This window comes from Nakamurella sp. UYEF19 (genome assembly GCF_040546275.1).
In the GTDB taxonomy this organism is placed as follows: Bacteria; Actinomycetota; Actinomycetes; order Mycobacteriales; family Nakamurellaceae; genus Nakamurella.
The window spans coordinates 1-24,537 of sequence record NZ_JBEPNO010000001.1 but is presented as its reverse complement, the minus strand read 5'-3'; the positions used below and the strand labels follow the sequence as shown (position 1 = coordinate 24,537).

Here is a 24,537-nt window from a genome sequence, read left to right as displayed (position 1 = left end):
TCGCTTTCGAAGATCGCAGCTTGTCTGGGCGCGGCTGCCGTTCTGGCGCTCAGTGGGTGCCAGTCCGGCGCTGCAGCGCTCCCTCCCACCGCGACAACCCCCGCTGCCCCGACGATCGACGCTGCCACCCAGGGGCCCGGATCGAGCAGCGGCGCGACGACCTCCCAAGGTTCCAGCAGCAATGGACACGCTTGTTCGATCTTGACCCGGCAGGAGTTGACCCCGCTGTTGGGCGCCGACCCGGGCCCTGGGAAGGACAATTCTGACGGCACCACCACCGCATGCGTCTACACCGGGGCCGGTGCCGTCTCCATCGTCGTCGACCACAGTGGCGGCAGCACTGACAGCAAGACCCAGTTCGGCATGTACTGCAGCGCAAAGCAGTCAGCTGGCTCGGAGTCCCCACCACAGCCTGGCCTGGAGAATGTGAATGGTATCGCCATGGCAGACGGTGCCTGCCTTTCCATTGTCGGCGGCGCTGTCGCCGCGATGTACGTCCTCAAGGGCCCGGACATCCTGTCGATCAACATCCAGACGGGCCTCGACGCCAAGATCACTTCAGATGCCCTGATCGCGCTCGGGAAGATCGCCGCCGGCAGGCTATGACGCGTTCTACTGGAAAATTCAACATCTACACCGACGACCATGATCCCGTCCCTGCGTTGCCGTGAACCAGACATCCATCCATCTACCGGCGGCCCGCCTCCGGAGCCACAGCAAGCCAAGGCCAGTTCGACCGCTCCGTAGGGAACCCGCGCAACCGCGACACCCAGGGTCGTCAGCCGGCTGGACCGGCCCCGGACGATCCGTCCGCATCTGGGGATGTCAGCGCGTGATCCGCGGCGAGGACCGATCTGCCGCTCACAGATGGTCGACGTCCAGGCGGACCGTAGATCGGCTGGGTGCTGCTGGATGGCGCCCAGGAGTGGCGGCCGGTTCGGTGGAACGAGACGCCTGTGATGGTCAAGCTCCAGGAGGAGGAGGGTGCGGGGCCGGAGTACATCTGGCTGCGCAGTGCGGATGTGCGGCGCTTCTTCCGCCGACCGCCGCCGGCCGATCAACCGAGGTGATTGGCGACCGCATGCCTTGACCGTGTCGCCACGTTCAGGCACCCGTGCCTGCCGATCGGACAACCCGGAGTTGCTCGGTGACCAGACCCAGTCCGTCAATGCCGAACCACGGGCGTTCGACGACTCTGTCGACATGGGACCTGGAGCCAAAACTGTCCGGATTGAGCGACCTCATACATGCTCTGACGTGGGGCGAGTGGGGCTCGAACCCACGACCTGACGGTTTGTCGCGATGACCCTCGATCGATCATGCCGGGTCAGTATTGATCAGCCGTGACCTGCGACATTGAGTCACTGCGGGTGGTGGTGATCACCTGAGACACCGATCGATCACGCGCAAAGTGTCCACCAAGGTGTCCACCTAGCAATCTCGCGGCACCCGTATCAATATCAGGTCCGACACGCAGAGGTTCCCTGATGCCCCAACCACGTACCGCCCTGGGTGAGCGCGGCAAGATCAGCTGCTACCCCTACATCTCGGTCGACGGACGCGCCACCGTCCGTCCTACCGGGAGCACACAGCGCCCGGAATACTGGGTCGCTCTCACCCGGATCCGGACAACAGAAACAGGGTCGGCGCTTCGCCGGGTACGGGCCGAAGGCAGAACCCGCGACGCCGCCATCGAACGTCTCCAGCAAAAGATCCAGGACGTCGTCGAAGAAGTGATCGCGAGCCTGGCCGACACGCCAGCCGGCGCCTCGACGAGCACCACCTTGCTCAGCGAACACCTGGATGCCTGGCTATCGGAACAAGAACACCGCGCCGAACTAGGCGACCGCGCCATCGGAACCGTCATCCGCTACCGCCAGGCAGTCGCCAGCACCATCAAGCCGAAGCTGGGAAGCTATCCCCTGGGCAAGATCACCACCGGCCAGGTCGCACGATTTCTGAACACCCTGACACCCGCGGTGGCAAAGACGTGCCGCGGCATCCTGCGAGCGGCCATGGACCAAGCGCTCATCGACGGAGCCGTCAAAGCCAACCCTGCGGTCGGTCTCCCCCGCGTCAACCGACCACGGAGCACCATTCATCGTGCGACCGGGTTGGATCGCCCGCAGTCCGATGAGATGCTCGGCAAGCTCTACAACGATCCCCTCGCCCTCACCGCAGACGTCCCAGACGTTCTGCTGCTCATCGCCTGCACGGGCTGCCGCACCGCTGAAGCGCTCGCGCTGGCCTGGGACGACGTCGACTTCGCTGCCGGAACGGTCACCATCTGCGCAACAGTTAACGCCAAAGGTCAACGGCAGCAGCACACAAAGACCTCCGCCGGCATGCGAACCCTTGCCCTCCCAGAAAGGGCGCTCACCATGCTCCGTCGCCGACGCGACTCCCACAGCGGCTACAGCACGTTGGTCTACCCCGCCGAGCGAATGGGTACCGGAAACCACCGGGACCACGACACACCCCGATGGACCACCAACTTCACCGGTCAGGTCCGGCGATTCCTCGACAAACACGGCTACCCGACAATGACCGCCCGAAGCCTCCGCAAGATGGTCGCCACCGAACTGGACAAAGCCGGACTCACCGGCCGCCAGATCGCCGACCAACTCGGCCACGCCAAACCCTCCATCACCATGGACATCTACCAGATCCGGATCGGAATCGGACCCGCCCAAGCCGCGGCGCTACTCGACTGAACGGCGCGGACACTCATGAGTCACCTCTTCGGTGGAACGACAATGATGGCCGAAATGACGTGCACGAGGACGCGCCAAATGGCCTCCGACCCGGGATTTCGTACATGACGGCTTACGGCATATGACCACGAATCGGCCTCGATTGTGGGCAAGATGTGGGCACGGCCGGGAGCTACGTCCCTCCCGCAGAAAAATCGAAATGGACAAAGAAGACCGTGCCACCACTTGCGCGCTGTCAGTCACATCGGACTTGAGTCGGTCGTCAGGGCGGGCCCGATCGAGCGGGCCAGCATGGTGACTGCTGCTGCCCGCGCGGCCTGCGACCGCCGGACGTCGCTGTGTTCGGCGAAGTCGATGAGTCCGATCACCATGGCCTGCGCTGCGTCTGCTACCGCCTGCCATTCGTGACCCGGCAGTTCGAGTTCGTCGGCATGGGCTTCGGCGAGTTCGCGGAGCACGTCGACCTGACGCTGGATCAAATGGTCGTGGATGCGCCGGACCGGGCCGTCGGCTTCCGATGCCTGGAGCAGTGCTGCGCCGAACCGGGCGATCGCCGGGCACTCCTGGAGAACCTCGCCACCGACCTGCAGCCAGGCCACGACGCCGGGCAGGAAGCCGGTCTGAGCGCGTGCCGCGGCGTAGGTTCGCTCGAGCAGAGGCTCGATGACCTCGACGTGCGCGGCTGCGACGAGATCGGCCTTGCTGGCGAAATGGTAGAAGACCGTGCCGATCGTCATGTCGGCGCCGGCCGCGATCTGGCGCATGGTGGCACCGGCGTAACCCCGATCGGCGACCAGGTCGATCGTCGCGAGGAGGATGCGGTGCCGGGTCACTGCGCCGTCAGACCCGATGGGACGACCGCGGGACGGCCCGGCCGCTTTCACCACTGGATTCCCCCATCGCTCGGGCCGCCGGGCGAACGCGCCGGTGGCAGGTGTGCACCGGCACACCGGCGGCCAAGGATATGCCGAACACGACTACGCAATCATCGTCTTCCCGCCGTCGATGCCGATCGACTGGCCGTTGATGTGCCCGGCACCTTCGCTGGCCAGGAACAGCACCATCGGGGTGCAGTCCTCGTAGGGGTTGCCGAAGCGGCCCACCGGGATCTGCGTCGCCAGGAGTTCCGCCTGCTCGCGTCCCTGGTCGGACATGTCGAATGCCGGTGTCTTGATCCCCGGCAGGAACAGGTTGGTGACGATTCCGTACTTCCCCCACTCCTGCGATGCATTGCGGGTCAGGGCCTGGATCGAGCCCTTGGCCATCTCGTAGGGCGCGAAGCCCGGCAACCCGAGGATCGCCGAGTGCGATGCCACGTTGATGATCCGCCCGTAGTGGCGAGCCTTCATGTGCGGCAGGCACTTCTGCATGAACAGCATCGTCTGCAGCGGTCCGGTGGTGTAGGTCAGCAAGGCATCCTCGGTGCGGGTGTCCTCCAGGTAGCGGTGCCGGTCCATTCCCCCCTGCCCGATGTTGGCCAGTACATCGACCTGGCCGTACGTCCTGATCGTCAGGTCGACGACTGCGGTGATCTCCGTTTCCACCGCGAGGTCGCATCCGATACCGATAGCCCGACCACCGGCCTGTTCGAACTCCTTGGCGAGCTCGATCACGCGGTCACCGCGGATATCGGTCAGTACGACCGCGGCACCCTCCTCGGCGAAACGCTTGGACGTAGCAGCCCCAATACCTCCTGCCGCACCAGTGACGATCGCAACACGTCCTTCAAGAACACCCATGGTTCCTCCTCCACTAATCTATCAATCGATTGATTGATTGATTCAGTTCGGAGTGCTGCACCAACCCTGCAAGACTGCAAGGGCTACCCCGGATCACTCTAACGAGCGCGCAGTGGCGCGGCCCCGCCAGTGCGAACCAACACGCCGCACCCGTAGCCGAGCCGACAGCAATGCTCAACAGACTGCTCGGTGTGGGTTACCGGTTCAGCCGGTCCCGTTCGGCCCAGCCCGACGAGAGGGACTCAAGTAGCGCATGGTCACCTCCAGCAGGTGCAGGAACCGGGCATCCAGCGGGCTGTGGAGCCAGGCGCTCTCAGCTGCTTCCAGACAAGCCAGGCCGCTCCCGACCACGGCGTCCAGTCGTGGGTCCGCAAGCGATACCGCGCCGGCGTCGCTCGAATACCGCAAGTGTCTGCGCACCTTCACCGAGCGTGGATCACTTCTCGTGGTCCCGCCACCCGAATGTTCCACCCAGCGGCGGCCGTTTTAGACTGGACACCGCGGGCCGATCCCGTCGCGCAGCACCGCACCGGACCCATCCGCGTTGCTGCGGGACCACCCGGACAGGTCGGCTGAGTCAACGGCGTTCGCCGGGGACAACTCGAACCGCACCGTCTTGCCTGGCGGCGGCTCGGTGTCCGTGCCACCGCAGGCGCTGGGCACAGCGGGCAGGATCACCACTCCGCGCCTCTCGTCGCATCGGAAGCAGATTGATGCGGCCCGTTCCTGGGGTGATGGGGCATGGCACACCGGCGTTCGCGACGGCGATTCAGCTACCGGGCGGCGACAACCGCACCCGCAGCTCCATAGCGGGAAGCGGGCAGAGGGCTCGACGCGCACCCGCGGGGAGCGGGCTCGCCCCCATCTGACCATCGTCAGGCATGTGATCGATTCGGCGTGGGCGGAGGCTGGACCCTCCCGGCCGGCCCGCCGCGGCCGCAAGACCGACCACCCACCCAAGGCACCGCCGGATTGGCCACCCTCGGTTCTGCGATGCCGATCTGTGTGGCCACGATCGGCTTCTTCGTGCTCTTTCGGTTCGGCGAGGACTACTTACTCGCCGCGAGGATCATCGGATGTGCCGTCGAGGTACCGGCGCTCGTCGCCGTGATGGCCGCGCTGATCGGCGGTGCCCTGCTGGGCATCATCGGCACTCTCGTCTCTATGCCCATCGCGGCCGCCATGCTGCTCCTGGCCCGAGAGATCCTCGTCCCGCATCTCGCCCGTTCCTGAGGTGCGGACGGTCCGACATCTCACAAACAGCCCGCCTTCATCACTCAGCCGCGACGACGCGACACGGCTGCTAGGTGCAGCCGATCATCTGCGGGGCGACGGGAGAACCCGTGCTGCGCCTCCCATTGGGACAGCATGACTGTCGCAGACCCAGCGACGGGGTTCGGTACGGCACTGCGGGCCAGCACCACGCAGGGGACGCAGGCGAGCGCGCTCCCAACATATCCCTTGGGGATTGATTGGCTTTTGAACCCGAGGAATATCTCGCTGAAGCAGACACCCGTCTCGGTCCCCTCCTTGAGCAATCCGTCGACCATGAGGTCCATTCGGCGCTGCACCTTCCCCACCCGCCGGGCGGGGTTCTCGCCGATCGGGTCCTGGCCAACATCTTCGGTGAAGACGCTGGTGTGGTGCCGCCTGTCCCTCGCCACCCCGACCGCCATCGCGGCCCACACAGAAGTCGGTCCCGCCGCGCTGAATTCCTTGATCGCGCAGTGCACGTGGGTACCCGGTAGCAAGGGGTACCGACGGGCAGACTCCGTACCGAACAACTGCTCTCCGGCCTCCAGGAGCGGTCCGAGGGGCAGAATCGGAGCCTGCGATCCATCGAACTGCACACGGAACGACATGGGCTCGATGGTGCCCGAGTCCAATCCGTTGTGCCGGGCGACGTCGTACCCCCAGAGGGCGCTGTTGATACCAGGGAAGGGCGGCGACGGGATCATATTGACCTGCCCCGCGTAGGCGTCGTTCTTCTCGGCCCGGTCGTGCGCGACAATCTCGTCGACGACAGAATCCATCTGTTTGGCGACCATGCCGGTCGACAATTTGACCACTGAGATATACGTCGCGCCAGAGGATCCGGGGTTCCCGAACCCGTCGCAGTAGTCGTCGAACGGACCGACTGCACCGCCGATCGCCTCAGCTGTGCTCATTGGTTGATCGGACGTCATCAGGCCTCCGGCCGGACGTAGGGACCAAGAATGCTTCTGAGCGGCGAAGGTCTCGTTGAATCCCGCGACCCGAGGGCGGGCGGAATCCGTTTCAGGCCGGCTGTGGCATCAGCCCCTCCACGTAACGCCCCGGGGCACCTACCTGTCAAGCACTTCGGACCCTGGTCACACCCCGGTGGATCGGCACCGCTGACTCGGGGCGAAACTAGGGATTCAGTGAGGCAAGCAGCTGACGCGCCGCCCGGAGAACGGTTGTCTGCATGATCGCGGCTCGGCGATCAAGTTCGCTCTGGGCCTCGAGCGGCGGATGACCCCGATCTATCAACACACCGATGGCCTGATTGACCTCCGATACTGCTGCAATTCCGTCTTCCCCGCAGATGGTTTCCGCTCCTGTCCCGCTCGGCTCGGAGTCCGGGACGAGCCGCTCACCGATGTAGTTGACCCACTCGGCATCAGCGGCCAGGTCGACGAACGCTCCAGGCGCAGCCGCGTAGAAGATGACCGTTCCCGACATCCGGCCCGACGCGACCGCCGGTAGGGGCATCATGAGACTGGTACCGGGCGTCACCATCGACGGTGTGGTGGTGGTCAGTGAGATCGTGCCGCCCGGCCCGTGGATGGCCAGGGTGAAGCCCAGGCTGGAGGGCACAGCAACCCGTAGGTATCGATCCAGCAGGGCGAGCTCGGCGACGAGGTCCGCGGCGGGGTCGTCGTGGGCGACCGAGAGAATTGCCAACGACTGAGTCAATTCGGCGAGATTGTCCACAAGGAAGTATTCCGGGCGTCCCCGAACGCCGATTCGAAAAACCTGCCCGCGGAAGCAGTCGCCACACGGGAAATCAGGACGCACCAACGGTTCGGGACCGCCTTCAACGTACCGATCAGTAAATCGTACGCCATAAGGCGTGTCTTCGCAGGGTCTACTGAACCCTACGGGCATCGGCGCGACGCACCGCCTCGTCGACGATGGTCCTGCCCACCTCCGTCATCTTCGTGTGTTCGGCCTGACTGATCTTCCGGAGCCGGTCAAAAGCCTCTTCGACCGTTCCGCCACCCCGACTGCGAAGAATTCCGATCGCCTGGTCGATCATTGCCCGCCCCTTCAGGGCGTCCTGCAGCCTGGCCATGGCGCGGGCTGTCTGCGCCAGGATCTGCGCGTTGTGCACGGAGATCGCCGCTGGTACCGCAAAGGTCTCCCCCAGTACCTCCGCTCGTTCGTCGAAGGCGTTCTTGGACCTGGCGTACACGTTCATCGCTCCCACGATGCCGGCCGGCGTGACGAGTGGCAGCGAGAGCACGCTGTGCACGCCGAGCCGACCTGCCCGCGGACCGAAGTGCGGCCACCGGGGGTCACCGCCCAGTGATCCGGATCGCATGGTCAACCCCTGGGCCGCAGCGCTGATGCAGGGACCCTCCTTGATCGCGTACTGGATGCTGTCGATCTCGCGGACGAAATCGGCGCTCTTGACAATCAGGTCGGGACGGTCCAGCTCGAGCAAAGTCAGGCCGGCACCGTCCGCACCGGGAATGGCCTGGACTGCAAAGGACGCCACCCTGGTGAGCAGCACTTCTAGGTCCAGTCCGGTGGACAGTGTCGACAGCGCGGACAGGCTGTGGGCGAGATCGAGATCCTCCTGTTGCGGATCGCCAAGGGGGTCTAATGCATGAGGACCGTCGGAACCTTGTTGCACCACGAGCCCCCTCCATCGCGCGAACGCGCGAGCTCAACCTACCCCGCTGACGCTTGGCGTCTGTACGACCTCCCCGCGGGGTGTGCCGCTCAGCGGTCCGAGCGGATTACCTTGGTCACTCATCGAGCCACGTGGGTCGGTGACGACCGGAACCCTTGGACCAGCTGGTGAGAAATTGCTTCTCGGCGCGTTGGCCGCGCCGCTGTTCGAGAGCGTGCAGACGACCGATGGTGAAGGAGTTCCGACCGTCGAGAAACATCCGCTCCCCCATCGACTGCAACGTCGCCCGGACCACCACACTGTCCTGGTGGTCCCCCAGAACCGTCTGCCACCGTTCAGCCGTCGTGGCCAACCTGGCCGCACGCCGACCCAGAGCTGGTTCGACGGCCTCGCAGGCGTACCTGAGATCCTTTGCGCTCTTGCGGATCTCGTGCAGTTGACGATCGCGGTCGTCCGGATCCTCCGGTAGCCGATGGTCGGCCAGAGAATGGATTCTCTTCCAGGTTCGGGCGACCGGTGCGGGCAACGCCCGCACGGCAGGTTCCCCGGCACGGGTGGTCAGAGGCGGGTCGGACAGCAGTCTGTCCAGCGTGTCGAGCAGTGCTCGGTAGCGGGGGCTGTCCAGGACCTCTGATAATTCGATTTCTGCGGTGCGCGAATCACGCTGCAGTTCGAGACCGATATGTTCGGCGACGGATCCCATCACCAGTTGCGGAGGTTCGGCCGCCACCACCTCGAGCAGGTGGGTGCTCTGGACTTCCGCGTCCCGCACTGCGCCGAGGAAGCGGCCCAGGAACGTCAGTTCGGTCCGGACCGGATCGGTGATCTCGGCCCGGAACAGGGGCCGGAAGGTCGCGAGAACGCTGCGCAGATGTCTGGCGGCCACGCGCATGTCGTGAATCGATTCGCTTTCGTAGGTCCGAACCGCTGCGTCCTGGTCCACCAGGATCTTCACCTGCGCTGCGACGTGTGCCAACAACACGCCTCCCGCCGAACGTTCGAGGTGGCGAGCCTGTGGAGTCAGCTCTGACCGGCTCGCCCCGCGCCCGTGGGACGCCGGTCGCGGGACCTTCTTTAACAGCGTCGTCGTCATCCCCCGACGGTGCGCGAACCGTTAGCCTGTCGAGAAGGGCCGAAGGTCCCGTGCGGCCGGCCAGACGTCCCGCCGGTCGCCGGACCTCACCGCAGACACGTTCGTTCCATACCGTCGATCTCGGTGACAATCGCTCGCGCGAACCCGGGGCGCCCAGGAGGGCCGCAGTCGTCTCGCGGGCCGCTCCTGACGCTGCCCTGCGCCACCCCTGGGGACGCATTTGCGCCTCAACGCAACAGTGATGTCGTGTTCGATAGCGGACCTGATGGCTCCGATGGCCCGAGCGGATCGTCACCAGATTGCACACCGAGTTGACGCAGAGGGTGTGGTTGACCGCCCGGCACGCTGCGTCCATCTCGTAGGGCCAGGCCACCTCACCGGTGAGGGCGGCAGCCGCCGCCCACGGCCACTCCGATCTGGCCGGCGTTCATGCCCGGAACCTGGCGCAGTTCGTCCAGCATGCAGTTCTCCGTTTGTTCGCTGCGAAGGCGACCCATCTTTGTGATGTTTTCATCCTGGCCCCCTCCTTCACCATGCGGCAGAACAGAAAGTCTCCGCTCGTCAGTCCTATTTCACCAGTTGAACGGTGACCCCGCCGGAGAAGGCAGAATCGTGCAGCTCCATCTGGGTGGAGACGGCATCCTTGGCGATGTCGAAAAGCACGACACCGGTGACACCGACCCCTGGATTGATCCCGGCAAGGAAGTTGTTCGGATCAATCGAGACACCGGCCATCAGGTCGGACGACAATTTCCGACCCTGCTGGTCGATCATCGTCTGCGAACTCTGGTCGAAGGTCTGCGCAACTGTCCCGATGTTCTTGACGGTCAGATGGACGGTGACGAACTGACCTTTCGCCGTCTCGTCGAGCGGTGCCGTCCCTATCGTGGCAACACCCGCATCGACTGCCGTCACGGTGAACTCGAACTTGCCATCCCGCACCGCGGTGCCGATTCCAGCTGCGCCGGCGGAGGTGGTCGACCCGGTTGTCCGTGCATCACTCGCGGACTTGCCGGACATCGTGGCGATCGAGATGGCGACCCCGAACACCACGGCCGCCAGAGCCACCGTGAGCACCTTGTGCCGCGCGAGCCAGCTTCGCCGAGATTTGGCGTAGGCCTTTTCTGCTGCAATCCGGGCCTTGACCTCACGATCGATCAATGGAGGCTGAATATCGCTGGAAGGCGATTGTATGACCATTTCACGCTCTTTCACAGAATGGCGATGATGCGGAGGAGGGATTCCCCCGCTCTCGTACTGATGCACCACTCATCTTCGGTCCGCGAGAATCGGACCGTGAGAGGCGAAAGTCCTTCCGGTCAGGGACGTCCAGCAATTCAGCGGTCGCCTTGAACAGGAAGGGGAGCAACACGCTGTCGATCCGAGGTCTGCGAAAGGGTCAGGGCAGCGGCGCAGACCACACCAGTCGCGTGCCACCGGTTTCCTGTCGGGTGATCGTGCACGTCCCGCCCGCCGCGACCGCCCTGCGATTGAGGTTGTGCAGGCCGCTGCGCGCAACCTTGGGCGGTAGGCCGACGCCGTCGTCGGTGACAGCGATCACGAGATCATCGTCCACCGAGACCGTGACCATGAGGTCGCGGGCGTTCGCGTGGCGCACCACGTTGCTGACCGCCTCCCGCACCACCGACTCGGCATGTTCGACCAGCTCCGCGGGTAGCACCTCCAACGGACCGGTCATCCGGACGGAGACATGAAGGGCGGTGTCGGCAGTGAGCTCGGTGATCACCTTCTTCAACGCGGAGCGGACGGTCGGGACGTCCGAAGGCTCGGTGTTCAGGTCGAAGATCGTGGTGCGGATGTCCTGGATGACCTCGTGAAGTTGGTCGATGTGATCGTTGAGCCGCGAGGAGACCACGTCCGTCGTGGAACGCCGGAGGGTCCCATGCATGGCGAGCCCGACAGCGAAGAGCCGCTGGATCACCTGATCGTGCAGATCTCTCGCGATCCGGTCGCGGTCCGAGAAGATCACCAGGTCCGTCTTTGCCGTCTGGTTCTCCGCCCGCTGCAGCGCCAGTGCTGCCTGGTCTGCGAACGACGCCGCGATCTGCAACTGGTGGTCGTCGAACGGTACTGCCCCCTGGCGACGAATAGTCATCAGCACACCGGAGATCGACTGACCGGTACCCAGCGGAAGGACCAGCGCCGGGCCGAAGGAAACCCCGATCTCCTGCGGCAGCGACTGCGCCAACGCGGCCACATTTCGGGGCACCCGATCGCGGAAGACCGAGCCGGACGTCGAACCCTCGATCTGGATCCTCATCCCGGTCAGCACTTCACCGCCCAGTCCGTCGCAGACGGCGACCCGTAATTCCGTCACGCCGGCGGCGGCACCGTCACCGGGGATCACCGGCAGCGCGATGACAGCAGAGTCGGCAGCGGTCAACTCTCGCGCACGGCCGGCGATGAGCCGTAGTGCCTCGTTGGCATCCGTACCATCCAGCAGTTCCACCGTGATCTCGCCGACCGCCTCGAGCCACCGCTGCCGGCGACGTACCTCCTCGTACAGTCGGGCGTTCTCCACTGCGATGCCGGCTGCGGCAGCGAGCGCGAGCAGAACGACCTCGTCATCCTCCTCGAACGACTTGCCGCCGACCTTCTCCGTGAGGTACAGGCGTCCGAACACCTCCCCCCGGGCGCGGATGGGTACGCCCAGGAAACTCCGCATCGGTGGATGGTGGGCCGGAAACCCGATCGAAACCGGGTGGGTCGAAAGGTCGTCCAACCGAAGGGGTCTGGTTTCCTCCAGCACGACGCCGAGGACTCCGTGTCCGACCGGCAGGGTGCCGATGGCGTCGATCGTCTCCTGGTCCATTCCGGTGTGGACGAACTGGGTGAGCAACCCGCTCTCACCCACCACGCCCAGTGCGCCGTAACGCGCTCCAACGAGATCTGCGGCGGCTTTGACGATCTGCCGCAGGGTCGAATCCAGCTCGAGTCCGGACGAGACCACCAGGACCGCGTCCAGCAGGCCATCCATGCGGGTCCTGTTGCTCGCTAGGATTTCCTCGACCCTGATTTCCACTTCCAACATCAGGTCGCGCAGCCGGGCCTGGGACAACGAATGCGCCAGCGTCGACGGTGTTGCCGATACGACCTGGGGACCCGGCGCCGGGCGGGCGCCGACCGGGCCCACATCTGTCATCTTGTGACCGTCATGGTCCCACTCTGGCACGTGATCGTGCACTCGGTGTGTTCGTCAACCCGGACCCGGGCAAACGGGGGGCGTTCGTTCGACAGCTGCGGGACGTTCGGCCCTACAGGCTGCGGGGGAGGGCAGGAAAGGTGGGAAGCACGGAAGACGTGGGCCGTCGGCGACACCCGGCGGCAGGGACACGAGAGGACACCACACTGATGAGCTGTATCCAGGCTCCTGTCGGCACTCTCAGGCCGGATCAGGTGCAGCAGGTACTGATTCTTGCCGAACAGGCCCCCGAGGTGCATCACAGCCGTCCCTGGAGATTTCAGTGCACAGCCACGAGCATCGATCTGCTGTTGGCGATCCCCACCGACCCCTGGGGCCTCGACGACAATCACCGTGAGGCCTGGGTGGCCTGCGGCGCTGCACTTCTCAACCTGCGGCTCGCCATTCGATCGTGCGGGGTCGACCCGGTGGTGCAGCTGTTGCCGCAGTTGGATCGTCCCTCCTTGCTGGCCTCGGTGGAGATCGACGGGCGCCGGCCCACCAACCCTGACGGAGCCGAACTATCCCTGGCCATCGGACTGCTGGAAACCCGGACCGAGCGTTTCGAAACCGACTCGATTCCCGAAGCACTGATGGTCGAACTGCGGTATGCGGCCAGGATCGAGCAGGCCTGGATTGCGCTTCTCGCCCCGGCCGACTTCCACCTGCTCGGCGAATTCGTCGGCGACACCGGGGAATTCGAGCTGCTCGACCGATCGGCGCACGTTGCCGTCATCGGGACCCTGCAGGATGATGCCGCTTCACGGATCCGCGCGGGCCAGGCCATGCAGCGAGTTCTCCTCACCGCAGCCCGGTCGGATCTGAGTGCCCGCTTCCTCGCCATGACGGAGGGGTCGTCGGCCGGCCGCGAGCAACTGCGGGAGCTCATTGGCGGGGGTCTGTGGCCGCAGGTACTCCTGCAGATCGGCCGGAGTGCTGTCTGACGTCACCAGCCGATCAGTAGCGGGGGGTCGCCCGCAGTTCGGAGGCCAGCACGGCAGCCTGTGTTCGCCGTTCCATCCCCAGCTTCGCCAGCAGCCTCGACACGTAGTTCTTCACGGTCTTCTCGGCCAGATACATCTTCTCGGCGATCTGCCGGTTGGTCATCCCCTCGCCGATCAGCTCGAGCACCGTGCGTTCCTGGTCGGTCAGCCCGGCCAGTGGCCCGGGTTGGTGGACGCCGTCGCGCAGGCGCTGCATCAGCGCCCCCGCAGCCCTGTTGTCCAGCAGGGACTTTCCCGCACCGACCGTCCGGACGGCTGTCAGGAGCTCCATGCCTTTGATGTCCTTGATGATGTAGCCACCGGCTCCCGCGAGGATCGCGTCCATCATGGCCTGCTCGTCCGTGAAGGACGTCAGCATCAGGCAGTTCAGCTGCGGCATCTTAGATTTCAGTTCGCGGCAGAGCTCGACCCCGTTTCCGTCCGGAAGGCGGACATCCAGCAACACCACGTCCGGGCGAAGAGCCGGCACCCGCGCCAGCGCCTGCGATTTCGTTGCCGCCTGCCCGACGACGGCCATGTCGTCCTCGTCGTCGATCAGGTCGGCCACACCGCGCCGCACCACTTCGTGATCATCGACCAGAAAAACACTCAGCACGGCGCGGCTCCTCTTTTAGGACGATTCTGATCCGATCGGTGATCGTGATACCCGTCCACGCTATGACGCTCGCGCAGCGCATCACAGGGCCAAAGGTCCCCACGGGGGCGCTTTCACGGTCCGGCGGTTGACAGGGGGGTCTCGGGTCGACTCTACTGGGATTGCTGATTCAACAGCCGGCCTGAGGCCGGTGCCGTCCACCGAACCGGTCATGGCACCTTCGAGCAATTGTGCTCGCTGCTCAGGAGCACCTTCGGTGCGCGGTCCAGGATTCTCCCCCGGCTCGAAACCCGCCTCGCACCAGTCGATCAGCCGCGGGCAGTCGTGGGGTACAGCAGTATTCTGCCGGACCAGGAAAAGGCAAAGCCATGACCGCAACAGCCCCGTCCGACGACCTCAACGGCATCGCCCGACTGTCGCCACGAGGAAGACCGACCCGAACCGGAACGGTCGTGACCAGACACCGGGCGATGACTCTGGAAGACGTGGTGAACGGTGCCATCAGTCCGTTCGACGACTACTGCGACGGCTACGGCAACCCGGGAGCGTCAGGGATGGGCTACATCTCGGTCCTGAAGTTGTCGACCGGGATGGTCGCCAGGCAGATGGACACGGTCCTGGAAGCCGTGGTGGCGCACGATCGTGCCGAGAAGAACGATGCCTACGCGGGCCAGGTCAACATGCGGAACACGTCGTCCTTCAACGGCATCAACGGGGCCGTGTGGGGGTACGACCTTGCCCGTCACGACGGGCTGACCGACGGCAGCATCCGCCCCATCATGAGGCGCAGGCGGCACGACGGTGCTGACCTGCCGATCTTCCCTGTCGCGCCGTTGTTGGATGCCGGCCGACAACTGTTCGGTACCGAGGCAGCCCGGCGATACCCCCTGCTCCCTGGATCCCACGTGGTCGGGGCCACCAAGAGCATCACCGTGCGCGGACCGACTTCGGTCTGGTCCCTGATGGCACTGGCCGTCGCGCAGGATCGCGAGAGCGACTCCAGCCTGTTCGTCGAGGACGTCGGTCGGGATCTGCCGGCAGCAACTCCGGCAGATCGCGAAGCACTGCTGGAGACCAGGATGGAGGACATCGTCGACAGCATCATGCTTTGTGGCGCCGATCAACACGTCAAGTACAAGGAAATCTTCATCGGCTTCAAGACCAGGTGGATTCCCGACGGCTACATCGGCAGTGCCCTGACATGCGCCCCCTATCTCGTCCTGGCCAGGAATGCGGTACCGGATCCGGTGACCGAACTTCTCGGTATGTCGCTGTCGGAATGGGAGTACAGACACGGTTTCTGAGAAATCAGAAGACGGTCGCCAGAGGCGAGGTAGACCAGGCGTCCGAAGCTGTCCCGAACGGGTTGCCCAGTTCGCGGATCGAGCGCCAACAGGTAGCCCCAGGATCGGCCGGCGCCGAACTTCTGGATCCTCTGCAGTTCGTCGACGGGAACCATCCATCGTCGGCCGTCATCCGGTCCGCCGAAAGCCTTTGCCGGGAGTACGCCGCCGGTGGGTTCGACCCTCCCTGCCCCCTGATCGGTTTCCCTTGCCCTGATCGGCATTCTCTTCCCCTTGTCAGTTGGAACCGCAGCGACCCACGGTGATCCGACCCCCAAGGTATTTTCCGGCAGCGTCGGCCAACCAGGGACTTTTGCCCTGCCCCACAGGGACGTTCGGTGATGGCACCCGGGATCGGCGTACCGCAGTGTGGAAAGGAACAACAAGTGCGCCCGTCAGTGGCGCACGGGGACAGAATCAACGACGGGGGATATTCATGGTGTGCCTGATTCTTGCAGGAACCGCGGCTGCTGCAGCATTCGCCGGTGCGTTTCTCACCCGATCCTGAGCGACCGAACCTGATGTACTCGAGGCTGATGTTGCAGAGAAGAGAATTGTCTGATGCGAACCTGGGTCGTATGGCACTGCGCGCCGATCGACGCCGGACCGCTACGGCGGGTGGAGCGGGCGCGCCCGGAACCTGGGCCCGGCCAGGTCAGGGTCGCCGTAGCCTGCTGCGGGGTCTGCCGGACCGACCTCCATCTTGCCGAAGGGGATCTGCCGCCGCGACGTCCATCGGTCGCGCCCGGGCACGAGGTCGTCGGCCTGGTGGAAGCCCTCGGTCACGGAGCGACGCGCTTCGCCCTTGGCGAACGGGTGGGTGTTCCGTGGTTCGGCAGCGCGGACGGTGAATGCCGATACTGCCGGCGGGGTGACGAGAACTTATGTCTCTCACCGACTCTGACCGGATGGGACGTAGACGGTGGCTACGCCGACTATTGCCTGGTCGATCAGGACTTCGCCTACCGACTCCCAGACTCCATTGGTGACGAGCAGGCCGCCCCCCTGCTGTGCGCCGGGATCATCGGCTACCGATCATTGCGCGCCACCAGCATGCCCCCCGGCGGAAGTCTGGGGATCTACGGCTTCGGCGGGAGCGCTCATCTGACCGCTCAGATAGCCCTCCATCAGGGTCTGCGGGTGCACGTGCTCACCCGTGGTGAGCACAACCAGCAGTTGGCCAGGGCATTGGGCGTCGATTCGGTCGGAGGCCAGGCAGATGCCGCTCCCGAACCGCTCGACGGTGCGATCCTGTTCGCGCCCGCCGGCGAATTGGTACCGGTCGCTCTCCGCGCCCTCGACGCTGGCGCAACGTTGGCGGTGGCAGGAATATGGCTGTCGAGCATCCCACCGCTGGACTACACGGCCGAGCTCTTCCGGGAGCGGCACCTGGTGAGCGTCACCGCCAACACCCGTCGCGACGGTGAGGAATTCCTCCGGCTGGCCGAACGGTTCAAGATCCACGCCACCACCACCGCCTACCCGATGGCCGACGCGCCACGGGCGCTGTCCGACCTCGCCCACGGCCGCTTCGGCGGTGCCGCCGTCCTGCACAACTAGTGCAGCAGTCGACCATCCACCCACCGGAGCACAACGTTGTGCCATCGGCACGATCACTCATCAACACCACTGAGAGGCACCACCATGAAGGCAGCACGTTTCCACGGGCGCAAGGACATTCGCATCGAGAACATTCCGGAGCCGCTCCTACGTCCCGGCACGGTGGCGATCGATGTCGCCTGGTGCGGGATCTGCGGGACCGACCTGCACGAGTACCTGGAGGGTCCAATCTTCATCCCCGCTGCCGGGCATCCACATCCGCTCTCCCACGAGGAGGAGCCGGTCACCATGGGGCACGAATTCTCCGGGACCATCTCCGCTCTCGGCGCCGGGGTCACTGACCTGGGAATCGGCGAGAACGTAGTAGTAGAACCATACTTCGCATGCGGTGAATGCGCGCCGTGCCTGGCCGGCCGATACAACCTCTGCGTCAAGATGGGCTTCATCGGGCTGGCCGGCGGTGGCGGCGGACTGAGCGAGAAGATCGTCGTCGAACAGCGGTGGGTCCATCCGATCGGAAGCATCCCGCTGGACCAGGCTGCGTTGATCGAGCCACTATCGGTGGGACACCACGCATTTGTGCGAAGTGGAGCCAAGGCAGGCGATGTCGCGTTCGTCGGCGGAGCGGGACCCATCGGGCTGCTGTTGTGTGCCTTGCTCAAAGCAGAGGGACTCACGGTCATCGTCTCCGAACTGAGCGAGGCGAGGAAGTCCATCGCCAGGTCGACTGCCGTGGCCGATCACGTCCTGGATCCGAGCACCGAGGACGTCGTCGCCCGCGTCCACGAACTGACAGAGGGACGAGGTGCGGACGTAGGTTTCGAATGCTCGAGCATCAATGCGGTCCTCGACCAGCTCCTGGACGGGGTCCGCCCCGGTGGTGTGGTGGTCAACGTGTCGATCTGGGGTCATCCGGCCACGGTCGACATGCAGAAGCTGGTGCTGAAGGAGGTCGATCTGCGAGGAACGATCGCCTACGTCCGCGATCACCCTGCCACGATCAAACTGGTCCAGGACGGCAAGATCGATCTCGCCCCGTTCATCAGCGCACGGATATCACTGGACCAACTCATCGAGGAAGGTTTCGAGACCCTCATCCACCACAAGGACACAGCCGTCAAGATCATCGTTCATCCATAGGCGCCGAATGACGACAGGAACTGTCCACCGATGAACGCCCTCGTCGAGCTCGGCCACTGGGCCAGGGGGAACGGCCTACAGATCGTCTTGCTGATTCTGGGTTCGATCCTGTTGTCCCGCTTGGTGCGGTGGTCGTCCAGCAAGATCACCGAGCGCATCGACGCGCGGAGCGACACAGTCGACTCCATGGTCAAATCCGAGGCCGCGAAGCATCGACACGTGCTGGCCCAGGTCATTTCGTGGCTGGTTCTGGTGATCATGTACACCACGGTCGGCGTCGTCATCATCGAGCTGATCGGGGTCCCGCTGGCGAGCTTCGTCGCCCCCGCGACGGTGCTGGGGGTAGCCCTGGGTTTCGGTGCCCAGCGGGTGGTCCAGGACCTACTGTCCGGTTTCTTCGTGATCGCCGAGCGCCAATACGGCTTCGGCGACCTGATTCGCATATCGGTCATCGGGGTGGTGAAGCCGGTACTCGGGACGGTGGAGGACGTGACGCTCAGAATCACCACTGTGCGGTCGGCCAGCGGGGAGGTGGTCATCACCCCGAACGGCCAGATCGTGCAGGTCACGAACCTGTCCAGAGACTGGGCGCGGGCCGTGATCGACGTACCGGTGGCAGCCACGGCCGACGTCACGAAGGTCAGCGATCTGCTCAGAGCGGTGGGCCTTGCGGCATACGCCGATCTCGAGTTGCGCCCACTGCTGCTGGACGCACCCACCGTGATGGGTGTGGAGTCGATCGAGGTCGACCAATTCCAGATCCGGCTCGTGGCCAGAACCCTGCCAGGCAAGCAGTTCGAGGTGGGCCGAGCCCTCCGGATGCGCATCACGAGCGCGCTCTCGCAAGCCGGCATCAATCTACCCGCGGCGCTCGACACCGCGACGCTGGACAGCAGCGCCGCTGACGACCATTTGCCCGCGGCCGCCCCGTGAGACTGCGACGGACAGGCCCCCGAAGATCCACCATCATCCTGCTGCTCAGCTTCCTGGCCGTCCTGACGACCTACCTGCTCGTCCGGCCAGCCACGGAGTCGGTCCCGGCGACCCCCACCTATGTGGTCGGAATCATGACGACGCCGCCGTCGACCGCTCCAACGACTTCCGGGGCGATTACGTCGACACCACAGACCGCGAGCAGTGACTCCCCGACCTCGTCCTTGACCCCCCGCTCATCGACCTCCGCCGGAACGTCGTCGGGTGTGACGTCGTCGCGGGCTCCCGAAGTTTCTGCATCATCGAACTTCTCACCCTCGTCGATGACTTCGTCGCCGGCACCGCGGACGCCACCCGCAGCTACACGATCGGCGTCCCCCACCGCGCCAGACGCGAGCCCTCCGTCGGTGCCCACCATCGAGCTCACCCCAACCCCCACGGCGCAGAGCGTCCTGATCACGGATTCGGCAGCCGCCTCCCGCCCGAGCACTGTCGTGCCCGGCTCGCGGTAGGACGCGCGCGATGTCCAAAAGCCCGTCCCCGCCGGACCGTTCGGCTCCTACGACGGGACCTTGTGCCCTTCGCGGAGAACGGCGGGGACATGAGAATCGTTGTCATGACACAGACATTGAAAAGGACAGACGCAGAAACCAAGAAGAATGTCGAGGACGAACTGTCCTGGCTGCCGAACGTGAACAGCAATCACATCGGCGTCTCGGTCGATGACGGCGCCGTCACCTTGACCGGCCACGTCGAGACCTACCCGCAGAAGGTGTCGGCCACCAAGGCAACCCTGGGGGTCCGGGGCGTGACGGCCATCGCACAGGAGTTGGAGGTCCACAACAGCTGGTCCTCGACCAACGACACGGACATCGCGCGGGAAGCCGGCGAGGCCCTGGGCCGGTCGATCACCGTTCCGGATGGCGTCACCGCCTCCGTCCACCACCAGATCGTCACGCTCTCGGGCGACGTCCAGTGGCGATTCGAACGCGAAGACGCGGTTCGGGCGGTGCACTACCTGAAGGGGGTGCTGGACGTGATCGACGGAATCACCATCAAGCCGACGGTCTCCGCCGTCGTGGTGAAGGAGAACATCCGGGCCGCACTGCTCCGCAATGCCCAGTTCGACGGTGAATCCATCACCGTCAGCACCGGTCCCGGCGGCCACGTCACGCTGGACGGAACCGTTCGTTCCTGGGCCGAGCGCCGCCAGGCCGAGCAGGTCTCCTGGTCTGCCCCCGGAATCAGGCGCATCACCAATAATCTGACTGTCACCCCCTAGCGGTGACTCGCATGGTCGTCCCTACCGAAATGGCTCTTGCGCAGGCTGTTTCAGATCTCGACGGTTCAATTCACCCCGAGTCACTGCCGCAGATGGCTCTCGCTCTGGCACTGGACCGTCTGGACGGCAGAACAGGGCACCTCGACGAAGCGAGTCAATCCGAAATTCCTCACCACCAGAACAACCATCGCCGATGAACCGACCGAGACGAGTGACCCATGTACGAGCGTCTGCTCAATGCCTCCACCGTTGCCCCGCTCTTCGCGACACAAAGCCGGCCCGCCGGACCAACCCAGACCACGGTCGGTCTGGGCGGGCGCGGGGTCGCGATCGGGCAAACCCTGCTCGAACTGGCTGCGGGAGCCGAGTTGTCCGAGCTCCAACACCCCGACCAGGCCACCATTCTTGTGCAGGTGCTTTCCGGACGGGTTGAACTGGCCGCTGATCAGGCCAGTTGGCTGGGTGGCCCAGGGGATCTGCTCATCGTCCCGCAACCGGAGCACACCCTGCGAGCCCTGGAGATCTCCACGGTGTTGCTGACCGCGGTGCCACGGGTCGAGAGTGCACCATGGGTCGAGACTTCCCAGGCGCGGTTGGCGCGCACTCCCCCACCGGCGTCGACCCAGGTCCAACGCTGGACGATGCCGCGACTTCTCGGCTCACGGTGACGGTCACCGTGAGCTCCGAAGTCGAACGGCCTCTCACGGTGTGGACGCAGGAGGCGGAACGATGACGATCACGCAGGGGGCGCGACGAAGACTCGCCTGGCTGACCGAGCCGAACAGTCGGTGGTGATGCCGCTGGCCCAGTACCAACATCGCCGCACCGACAGCCGCCATGGTCAGTTCGACCTCCGCGATTCCCTCCAGAGCCTCCATGTGGATCCGTACCAGTGGCTTGTCCTGCAACTCCCGCTCGCGTGAGACGGTCCCCACCGTCTCGGCGAGCCGGTCGCGGACATAGCCGTCGGCGGGGCCACCGTCCGGTCGGAAGTCGGGATTGCCCCAAGCACTGGAACTGTGCCAGACATGCATGGCCAGAACCTCGCCGCCCCTCAACGCCGCCTCGTCGGCGGCAAAACGAAGCGCCTGCAACGAGCCTGGGTCTTCGTCGATGCCGACGACGACTCGACTGCTCTGCGTAGTGGAGGTCGTGGTCCAGGCACGTGCCGAGGGGCTGAGTTTGACCATGGCCTCATCTTGTAATCTGCAGGTCACGTGCCGATAGTGCCCATTGGTCCCCTGCCGGCCGGGACCTTTGCCCAGTCCGCCGGAGGCTACGTACGCCGACGCCGACGACTCAGCGGTTCAATCGGGCGCATTCAGGGAGAACGGAGTCGACATGTGTCGCCTGTTCGCTTTGCACGCCGGAACACCGGTCCGGGCAACGTTCTGGCTGCTCGGCGCCCCGGACAGCCTGCTGTTGCAGAGCCATCGGGAACCGGACGGCACCGGCGTCGGAATTTTCACAACAGAAGGCAAGCCTGAGCTGTACAAGCGGCCGATCGCCGCGTGGCAGGACCGCGAATTCGCCACCCTGGCCCGCGAGCTGACCAGCTCGGTGTTCCTGGCCCATGTCCGTTACGCCAGCACCGGGGGCCTGACCGCTCTCAATACTCATCCCTTCAGCCAGGATGGACGGTTGTTCGCCCACAATGGGGCCGTCGAGGGATTGGACCTGCTGGACCGCCGGCTCGAAGACATGGGCGCGGGCAGCCTCGTGCAGGGCGATACCGACAGCGAACGGCTTTTCGCCCTGATCACCGCGGAGACCACGGCTCGAAGAGGCGACATCGAGGCCGGGCTGGTCGCTGCCCTGACCTGGACCGCGACCAACATTCCGGTCTACAGCCTGAACTTGATCCTGGCGACACCACACCAACTGTGGGCCGTGCGCTACCCGGAGACCAATGAGCTGTGGGTCCTGCAACGGGAAAAGCAGGCCCGTCGTGGTGGGCTGGATGCGAGGACCGCCCGAATCGGTGCCGTATCACCTGATCTCGCCGAACGGACAGCGGCCGTGGTGGCGAGCGAGCCGATGGACGACGACCCCAGATGGCGCCCACTGGCCCCCGGTGAGCTTATCCGCATCGACGCCGACCACACCCTTACCAGCAGCCACCCGCTGCCGTCTGAGTTGACCTTCCCGCTGAAGTTCACCGACCTCGGCCCGATGGCGACGTCCTCCCAAGCTTCGACGAACGGCTGATCGCATCGGTACCTTTCCACGCCGAAGCGGCGCCAACGCCTCACTCTCAACCTCCACGAGCGGGCTGGGGCTTTCCCGAGCTTTAGGTGCTCGGGTGTAATCCGGGCTCGCCCCCGTCTCAAGTCATCAATCCGGCGATGGTCCACTATCGCCGTGAATCACCAGCACCGGACACTCTGCGTGTTCCGCACACGCTGAACTGACCGAGCCGAGCAGCAGGCCGGCAAAACCGCCGTGCCCGCGGCTTCCGACTACCAACATTCGGGCGTCCTTGGCGACCTCCAGAAGTACCTTGGCAGACGCCCCCTCGTTGGCGGTGAGGACGAGCCCATCCGGATGGTTCGCACCCAGCACGTCGTTCACGGCGCCCGCCAATATCTGCTCGGCGGTCTTCACCGGATCGAAAACTCCTGGGACCACCGACCAGCCGTACCCGCCCCACCCCGCTTCCCCGAACAGCTGCCATGCAGTGACAGCCTGCAGCGTGCACCCGAGCTGCTCGGCCAGGAACCGGGCCCAGCGCAGCGCCTGCTGCGACTGTTCTGACCCGTCGATGCCGACGACGATGACGTTGCGAGAGGCACTCATTGGGCGCGGAATCGCCGACGAACCGGTCAAACTCAGATCGATCCGGGGTACCGCCTGTGGGGGCAGCGGCGGCACTTCGTGCTTCACCGTGCCACCATCGCCTGCTGCGATTGTGATCCGGTCGATGGTCCGGTTCCGGTCGGGCGAGCCTTTAAGCCGTGGGCCTGTGATGCTCATGATGTACTCCTCGCGTTTGGTTTCGGGGGTTGATCTGTTGGGCTGCAGAGGCATCGCCTCGTTCTACTGTGTGACCAGCCGTTCGATCAGCCCTCGTCGCGGCAAGCGTTCCCGCCGGCGACCCGTCCGGAGCAGCACCACGCCCATTCCGAGGGCGAGCACCGCAAGTAGTGGACTGGCCACGGTCCACCAAGTAAGGATGGCGAACGGGACGGTCCCGATCAGTTGGAGCACTCCCGGAACAGCCAGTCCCTGAATCCAAGGGGCGGTCATCAGCGCGAGCCCACCGACGACGCCGACGACGATGGCGGCCACCGGTCCGGCGCTCACGGCCATCAGCACCTCGAAGGCCCCGAGCACGCTAATCAGCAGATGTAGCCAGGTATGCATGACGATCTGCCGTGTGCGGAGTGGATCTCCAGCCAGCACCGCGTAGCCCGAGGCACCCAGAAGCAGCACTCCCGGCAGGTACCACAGAATGCCCGCCGTACTGAAACACAGCCCGCCCGCAACGAAAAGACCTACTGCCACTGCGATCCGACGCTGCGGCGTAAGTTCCGGATGGCGCAGCAGGAGCAGTGCGCACAGCACGCCGATGACGCTCAATCCGACGGTCAGCAGCCCGAGCGCCACCAGGCTCGCCTTGTGCCCGGTCCACTCGGGAATCCGGCTACCGAGGGTCGTCTGAGCCAGACCGGCCAGTATGCCCAGGATCCCACCGCACAGGCCGAGCCATCCGGCGATGCGTTGACGTCCTCGCCAGGTCATCATCGGATCACCCCGCTGACTGCTCGACGCGGACTGCGCAGTGCCGCCCGGACAGGGTGGCCGAGTCTGAATGTCACCAGTGGCAATCGCCCGGGTCGAGCCAAGACTCCCTGCAGGAGGGGTGCGAAGATCGGCGGGGTGGCCTGGTCCTGTTCGCGGTCGATGCGTTCGGTGATCTGGTTCATGTATTGCATGCCAAGACCGTTGGCCGTGGCCGCTAGTGTCGCGTGTTGCAAGTGACTTTACTGTGGATGTTTGAGAAAATGGGGTATGTCCAGAGCTGCCCCGCTGATACTGCGTCCCGGCGACGA

Annotated in this window: 24 protein-coding genes and 1 pseudogene; 12 read left to right on the top strand and 13 right to left on the bottom strand. The window is 65.0% G+C overall.

Annotated features, from left to right (window positions below):
- Nucleotides 1-228: 228 nt before the first annotated feature.
- Nucleotides 229-606 carry a hypothetical protein gene (locus ABIB25_RS00120; protein ID WP_354526373.1) on the top strand — a complete coding sequence of 126 codons (378 nt, stop codon included), beginning with the start codon at nt 229-231 and terminating at the stop codon, nt 604-606.
- A gap of 881 nt (nt 607-1,487) precedes the next feature.
- Nucleotides 1,488-2,714 carry a tyrosine-type recombinase/integrase gene (locus ABIB25_RS00115; protein ID WP_354526372.1) on the top strand — a complete coding sequence of 409 codons (1,227 nt, stop codon included), beginning with the start codon at nt 1,488-1,490 and terminating at the stop codon, nt 2,712-2,714.
- A 239-nt stretch (nt 2,715-2,953) separates the two neighbouring features.
- Here the strand turns inward: ABIB25_RS00115 and ABIB25_RS00110 are convergent, their stop codons facing one another.
- Nucleotides 2,954-3,547, bottom strand: coding sequence for a TetR/AcrR family transcriptional regulator (locus ABIB25_RS00110; protein ID WP_354526371.1), 594 nt, complete (start codon nt 3,545-3,547; stop codon nt 2,954-2,956).
- Nucleotides 3,548-3,691: 144 nt separating this feature from the next.
- Nucleotides 3,692-4,453 (bottom strand): SDR family NAD(P)-dependent oxidoreductase, encoded by a 762-nt coding sequence (locus ABIB25_RS00105; RefSeq protein WP_354526370.1) that lies wholly within the window; start codon nt 4,451-4,453, stop codon nt 3,692-3,694.
- A gap of 993 nt (nt 4,454-5,446) precedes the next feature.
- Between ABIB25_RS00105 and ABIB25_RS00100 the strand changes: the two genes are divergently transcribed.
- On the top strand, nt 5,447-5,686 hold the full coding sequence (locus ABIB25_RS00100; protein WP_354526369.1) for a hypothetical protein: 240 nt from the start codon (nt 5,447-5,449) through the stop codon (nt 5,684-5,686).
- A gap of 44 nt (nt 5,687-5,730) precedes the next feature.
- On the opposite strand, the gene ABIB25_RS00095 is transcribed toward ABIB25_RS00100, so the two are convergent.
- The 6 genes from ABIB25_RS00095 to ABIB25_RS00070 all read right to left on the bottom strand — a co-directional run bounded on the left by ABIB25_RS00095 (nt 5,731) and on the right by ABIB25_RS00070 (nt 12,589).
- A complete protein-coding gene (locus tag ABIB25_RS00095) occupies nt 5,731-6,621 on the bottom strand; it encodes a histidine decarboxylase, pyruvoyl type (protein ID WP_354526368.1) in 891 nt (296 codons plus the stop codon).
- Between the two features lie 223 nt (nt 6,622-6,844).
- On the bottom strand, nt 6,845-7,378 hold the full coding sequence (locus ABIB25_RS00090) for a hypothetical protein (RefSeq protein ID WP_354526367.1): 534 nt from the start codon (nt 7,376-7,378) through the stop codon (nt 6,845-6,847).
- 184 nt (nt 7,379-7,562) lie between these two features.
- The gene (locus tag ABIB25_RS00085) at nt 7,563-8,336 is read right to left on the bottom strand and encodes a GAF and ANTAR domain-containing protein (RefSeq protein WP_354526366.1); all 774 of its coding nucleotides are present in this window, start codon (nt 8,334-8,336) and stop codon (nt 7,563-7,565) included.
- 112 nt (nt 8,337-8,448) lie between these two features.
- Nucleotides 8,449-9,312, bottom strand: a complete 864-nt coding sequence (locus ABIB25_RS00080) for a CHAD domain-containing protein (RefSeq protein WP_354526365.1) — start codon at nt 9,310-9,312, stop codon at nt 8,449-8,451.
- A gap of 681 nt (nt 9,313-9,993) precedes the next feature.
- On the bottom strand, nt 9,994-10,692 hold the full coding sequence (locus ABIB25_RS00075; RefSeq protein ID WP_354526364.1) for a DUF4352 domain-containing protein: 699 nt from the start codon (nt 10,690-10,692) through the stop codon (nt 9,994-9,996).
- Between the two features lie 133 nt (nt 10,693-10,825).
- Nucleotides 10,826-12,589, bottom strand: coding sequence for a sensor histidine kinase (locus ABIB25_RS00070; protein WP_502919709.1), 1,764 nt, complete (start codon nt 12,587-12,589; stop codon nt 10,826-10,828).
- Nucleotides 12,590-12,843: 254 nt separating this feature from the next.
- Between ABIB25_RS00070 and ABIB25_RS00065 the strand changes: the two genes are divergently transcribed.
- The gene (locus ABIB25_RS00065) at nt 12,844-13,572 is read left to right on the top strand and encodes a nitroreductase family protein (RefSeq protein WP_354526363.1); all 729 of its coding nucleotides are present in this window, start codon (nt 12,844-12,846) and stop codon (nt 13,570-13,572) included.
- A 13-nt stretch (nt 13,573-13,585) separates the two neighbouring features.
- Here the strand turns inward: ABIB25_RS00065 and ABIB25_RS00060 are convergent, their stop codons facing one another.
- The gene (locus ABIB25_RS00060; protein WP_354526362.1) at nt 13,586-14,227 is read right to left on the bottom strand and encodes a response regulator; all 642 of its coding nucleotides are present in this window, start codon (nt 14,225-14,227) and stop codon (nt 13,586-13,588) included.
- Nucleotides 14,228-14,697: 470 nt separating this feature from the next.
- Between ABIB25_RS00060 and ABIB25_RS00055 the strand changes: the two genes are divergently transcribed.
- The 5 genes and pseudogenes from ABIB25_RS00055 to ABIB25_RS29155 all read left to right on the top strand — a co-directional run.
- Complete coding sequence (locus ABIB25_RS00055) at nt 14,698-15,531, top strand: histidine decarboxylase, pyruvoyl type (RefSeq protein ID WP_354526361.1); 834 nt, start codon at nt 14,698-14,700, stop codon at nt 15,529-15,531.
- A gap of 600 nt (nt 15,532-16,131) precedes the next feature.
- Complete coding sequence (locus ABIB25_RS00050; RefSeq protein WP_354526360.1) at nt 16,132-17,130, top strand: zinc-dependent alcohol dehydrogenase family protein; 999 nt, start codon at nt 16,132-16,134, stop codon at nt 17,128-17,130.
- A gap of 84 nt (nt 17,131-17,214) precedes the next feature.
- The gene (locus tag ABIB25_RS00045; protein WP_354526359.1) at nt 17,215-18,270 is read left to right on the top strand and encodes a 2,3-butanediol dehydrogenase; all 1,056 of its coding nucleotides are present in this window, start codon (nt 17,215-17,217) and stop codon (nt 18,268-18,270) included.
- A gap of 30 nt (nt 18,271-18,300) precedes the next feature.
- Complete coding sequence (locus tag ABIB25_RS00040) at nt 18,301-19,203, top strand: mechanosensitive ion channel family protein (RefSeq protein ID WP_354526358.1); 903 nt, start codon at nt 18,301-18,303, stop codon at nt 19,201-19,203.
- Nucleotides 19,200-19,283, top strand: a pseudogene (locus ABIB25_RS29155) (hypothetical protein); the annotation flags it as partial. The gene ABIB25_RS00040 and the pseudogene ABIB25_RS29155, both read left to right, overlap by 4 nt.
- Nucleotides 19,284-19,321: 38 nt before the next feature.
- On the opposite strand, the gene ABIB25_RS00035 reads toward ABIB25_RS29155, so the two are convergent.
- Nucleotides 19,322-19,621, bottom strand: a complete 300-nt coding sequence (locus ABIB25_RS00035) for a hypothetical protein (protein ID WP_354526357.1) — start codon at nt 19,619-19,621, stop codon at nt 19,322-19,324.
- A gap of 198 nt (nt 19,622-19,819) precedes the next feature.
- Between ABIB25_RS00035 and ABIB25_RS00030 the strand changes: the two genes are divergently transcribed.
- Nucleotides 19,820-20,485, top strand: coding sequence for a BON domain-containing protein (locus tag ABIB25_RS00030; RefSeq protein ID WP_354526356.1), 666 nt, complete (start codon nt 19,820-19,822; stop codon nt 20,483-20,485).
- 218 nt (nt 20,486-20,703) lie between these two features.
- On the top strand, nt 20,704-21,153 hold the full coding sequence (locus ABIB25_RS00025; protein WP_354526355.1) for a cupin domain-containing protein: 450 nt from the start codon (nt 20,704-20,706) through the stop codon (nt 21,151-21,153).
- Nucleotides 21,154-21,186: 33 nt separating this feature from the next.
- On the opposite strand, the gene ABIB25_RS00020 is transcribed toward ABIB25_RS00025, so the two are convergent.
- The gene (locus ABIB25_RS00020) at nt 21,187-21,675 is read right to left on the bottom strand and encodes a universal stress protein (RefSeq protein ID WP_354526354.1); all 489 of its coding nucleotides are present in this window, start codon (nt 21,673-21,675) and stop codon (nt 21,187-21,189) included.
- Between the two features lie 151 nt (nt 21,676-21,826).
- Here ABIB25_RS00020 and ABIB25_RS00015 point away from each other — a divergent pair, with 151 nt between their 5' ends.
- On the top strand, nt 21,827-22,693 hold the full coding sequence (locus tag ABIB25_RS00015; protein ID WP_354526353.1) for a class II glutamine amidotransferase: 867 nt from the start codon (nt 21,827-21,829) through the stop codon (nt 22,691-22,693).
- A gap of 126 nt (nt 22,694-22,819) precedes the next feature.
- Here the strand turns inward: ABIB25_RS00015 and ABIB25_RS00010 are convergent, their stop codons facing one another.
- Together ABIB25_RS00010 and ABIB25_RS00005 are read right to left on the bottom strand one after the other, a co-directional pair.
- Nucleotides 22,820-23,458, bottom strand: coding sequence for a universal stress protein (locus tag ABIB25_RS00010; RefSeq protein WP_354526352.1), 639 nt, complete (start codon nt 23,456-23,458; stop codon nt 22,820-22,822).
- Nucleotides 23,459-23,521: 63 nt separating this feature from the next.
- The gene (locus ABIB25_RS00005) at nt 23,522-24,229 is read right to left on the bottom strand and encodes a hypothetical protein (RefSeq protein WP_354526351.1); all 708 of its coding nucleotides are present in this window, start codon (nt 24,227-24,229) and stop codon (nt 23,522-23,524) included.
- Nucleotides 24,230-24,537 lie beyond the last annotated feature (308 nt).

Excerpts from the sequence above, each read along its gene's own strand:
- ABIB25_RS00105 (WP_354526370.1), bottom strand. The coding sequence starts at position 4,453 with ATGGGTGTTCTTGAAGGACGTGTTGCGATCGTCACTGGTGCGGCAGGA.
- ABIB25_RS00050 (WP_354526360.1), top strand. The coding sequence starts at position 16,132 with ATGCGAACCTGGGTCGTATGGCACTGCGCGCCGATCGACGCCGGACCG.
- ABIB25_RS00045 (WP_354526359.1), top strand. The coding sequence starts at position 17,215 with ATGAAGGCAGCACGTTTCCACGGGCGCAAGGACATTCGCATCGAGAAC.
- ABIB25_RS00015 (WP_354526353.1), top strand. The coding sequence starts at position 21,827 with ATGTGTCGCCTGTTCGCTTTGCACGCCGGAACACCGGTCCGGGCAACG.
- ABIB25_RS00035 (WP_354526357.1), bottom strand. The coding sequence starts at position 19,621 with ATGGTGGGCACCGACGGAGGGCTCGCGTCTGGCGCGGTGGGGGACGCC.
- ABIB25_RS00020 (WP_354526354.1), bottom strand. The coding sequence starts at position 21,675 with ATGGTCAAACTCAGCCCCTCGGCACGTGCCTGGACCACGACCTCCACT.
- ABIB25_RS00095 (WP_354526368.1), bottom strand. The coding sequence starts at position 6,621 with ATGAGCACAGCTGAGGCGATCGGCGGTGCAGTCGGTCCGTTCGACGAC.
- ABIB25_RS00025 (WP_354526355.1), top strand. The coding sequence starts at position 20,704 with ATGTACGAGCGTCTGCTCAATGCCTCCACCGTTGCCCCGCTCTTCGCG.
- ABIB25_RS00040 (WP_354526358.1), top strand. The coding sequence starts at position 18,301 with ATGAACGCCCTCGTCGAGCTCGGCCACTGGGCCAGGGGGAACGGCCTA.
- ABIB25_RS00100 (WP_354526369.1), top strand. The coding sequence starts at position 5,447 with ATGCCGATCTGTGTGGCCACGATCGGCTTCTTCGTGCTCTTTCGGTTC.
- ABIB25_RS00070 (WP_502919709.1), bottom strand. The coding sequence starts at position 12,589 with ATGACAGATGTGGGCCCGGTCGGCGCCCGCCCGGCGCCGGGTCCCCAG.
- ABIB25_RS00055 (WP_354526361.1), top strand. The coding sequence starts at position 14,698 with ATGACTCTGGAAGACGTGGTGAACGGTGCCATCAGTCCGTTCGACGAC.
- ABIB25_RS00005 (WP_354526351.1), bottom strand. The coding sequence starts at position 24,229 with ATGATGACCTGGCGAGGACGTCAACGCATCGCCGGATGGCTCGGCCTG.
- ABIB25_RS00030 (WP_354526356.1), top strand. The coding sequence starts at position 19,820 with ATGACACAGACATTGAAAAGGACAGACGCAGAAACCAAGAAGAATGTC.
- ABIB25_RS00115 (WP_354526372.1), top strand. The coding sequence starts at position 1,488 with ATGCCCCAACCACGTACCGCCCTGGGTGAGCGCGGCAAGATCAGCTGC.
- ABIB25_RS00010 (WP_354526352.1), bottom strand. The coding sequence starts at position 23,458 with ATGAGCATCACAGGCCCACGGCTTAAAGGCTCGCCCGACCGGAACCGG.